This is a genomic window from Veillonella sp. CAG:933 (assembly GCF_000431435.1).
Lineage (GTDB): Bacteria > Bacillota > Negativicutes > Veillonellales > Veillonellaceae > Veillonella_A.
This window is the reverse complement of record NZ_HF986146.1, coordinates 16,118-18,172: the sequence shown is the minus strand read 5'-3', so window position 1 is coordinate 18,172 and position 2,055 is coordinate 16,118. Positions and strand designations below refer to the sequence as shown.

Below are 2,055 nucleotides of genomic sequence, written 5' to 3'. Positions count from 1 at the left end.
TTTAAATTGCCAACGACTATCGCCGACTGCTTTTGCTTCCGCTTCATTATGAGTAACCCACAAACAAGGGATACGCCATTCCTTGATGATTTTCACAATATCATCCTGTACCTGTTCACGCAATGTCCAATCTAAGGCTGATAAGGGCTCGTCTAAGAGCAAAATACACGGTTTAGCATATAAAGCCCGCCCCAGAGCTACCCGTTGCTGTTCACCGCCGGATAGATTACCTGCCTTCGTATGCGTATATTGTTCCAGATGCAGACGCTCCAAAATACGATTAAGCAGTTCTTTATCGCCCCGTTTGCTATAGGTAATATTATGAACCACATTCATATGGGGAAACACGATATTTCCCTGCGGCATATAGCCCACTTCACGGCGTTGCGGTTTTACAAAAATATTTTTCTCCTTATGAAACCAATACGCTCCATCATGACTAATGAATCCCGCTTTGGGTTTAATTAATCCGGCCAAGCTTTTTAGCAACGTAGACTTCCCGTTCCCGGAAGCCCCGGTGAGCGCGGTAATGCCTTCGCTCAATATGCCTTTACCTTGCACCAGAATAGTCGGGCGCTGTATTTTAATATCAAATTCTATCATACGACGCCTACCTTTCTTCATGGTGCTGGAACAAAGAACCTTTAGTAATAAAGTGAACCGTCCACAATAAACCCAACGTGAGAGCGCATATATAAAGGACCAAGCTAAACGCCCCTTCATAATCGCCGAATTCTACCAATGAGTAAATCGCCAGCGGCATGGTTCGGGTAACCCCCGGAATATTGCCGGCAATCAGAATGGTCGCACCAAATTCGCCCAGAGCACGACTAAAAGCCAAGATACTCCCCGTCAAAATACCTTTCCACGCGAGCGGTATAGATATGGTAAAAAATATACGAAGTTCCGAGGCCCCTAAGGTGCGGGCTACATCTTCAACAGCAGGATCAATGGACCCCAAAGCAGAACGCACCGTCTGATAAAACAAAGGGAACCCGATAATCGAAGAAGCAAGAACCGCTCCCGCTTTGGCAAAAACGACTTGCCAGCCGTTAGCATCGAGCCATGCGCCAAAACTATTGCCCGGTGTAAATATAACAAGTAACATAAAGCCAACCACTACCGGTGGCAATACAAGCGGCAAGGTAACGATGGAATCAATCAATGCCTTACCGGGAAACGAATACCGTTTTAATATATAACAAAGCAACAAGCCTACTACCATTATATTAAATAGTGCTATGCAAGCTACTTCCAATGACAGCCATAATGGAGTCATACGCCACAACCTTTCAAACGAACCCTATAATCTACAATAGGCGGTTCATCACCTGAACCGCCTATGCGTCCTTATATACTCTGTCGATGACCGTTCGTCATTTTATTTTGCGCTGTTAGCTACGCTGGTGAAGCCATATTTTTGTAAAATCTGCTGCGCTTCATTGCTGGTTAAATAATCATAAAATTGCTGAGCCAATTCATTGTCATATTTCGTTACGATGGCGATTGGATAACGAATCGCATCATGACTGTCACTGGGAGCAACCGCTGCCACCTCTACGCGATTTTGCAAGTCCATAGCATCGGTTTTATATACAAACCCGGCATCAGCGGACCCTTCGGCTACATAAGCGCCAACCGCTTTAACGTCTTTGCCGTAAACGATTTTGCTTTCTACCTGATTCCAAAGGTTTAATTTGGTCAATGTCTGTTGAGCATATTTACCGGCCGGTACAGTTTCAACGGTGCCGATAGCTATACGGTTAACGGTAGGTAATTGTTCGATAGAAATTTTTGACTTATCTTTAGGTACGATTAATACCAAAGAGTTTTCTACCAACGGTTTTACCTTCGTCACTAAATTCTTTTCTTTTAACTGTGCCATATTTTTTTCATCGGCAGAAATAAAAATGCTGGCCGGCGCACCACTTTCAATCTGTTGGCGCAAGGTTCCGGAACCACCGAAATTAAGTGTAATCTGAGTAGGATCTAAATGACGGGATTTCACAAAATTATCTTTCAATTCATTAGCGGCAGCCTGTAAACTGGCCGCTG

3 protein-coding genes are annotated in these 2,055 nt (G+C 44.2%); all 3 read right to left on the bottom strand.

The window, feature by feature from the left end:
- The coding region (locus tag QZL64_RS01990) for an ATP-binding cassette domain-containing protein (RefSeq protein WP_296309148.1) at positions 1-603 on the bottom strand (603 nt) is incomplete at its 3' end.
- 7 nt (positions 604-610) lie between these two features.
- Positions 611-1,279: a molybdate ABC transporter permease subunit gene (modB, locus tag QZL64_RS01985; protein WP_021840378.1), complete on the bottom strand. Its 669-nt coding sequence runs from the start codon at positions 1,277-1,279 to the stop codon at positions 611-613.
- A gap of 102 nt (positions 1,280-1,381) precedes the next feature.
- A partial coding sequence (gene modA, locus QZL64_RS01980) for a molybdate ABC transporter substrate-binding protein (protein ID WP_296309145.1) occupies positions 1,382-2,055 on the bottom strand: 674 nt, incomplete at its 5' end.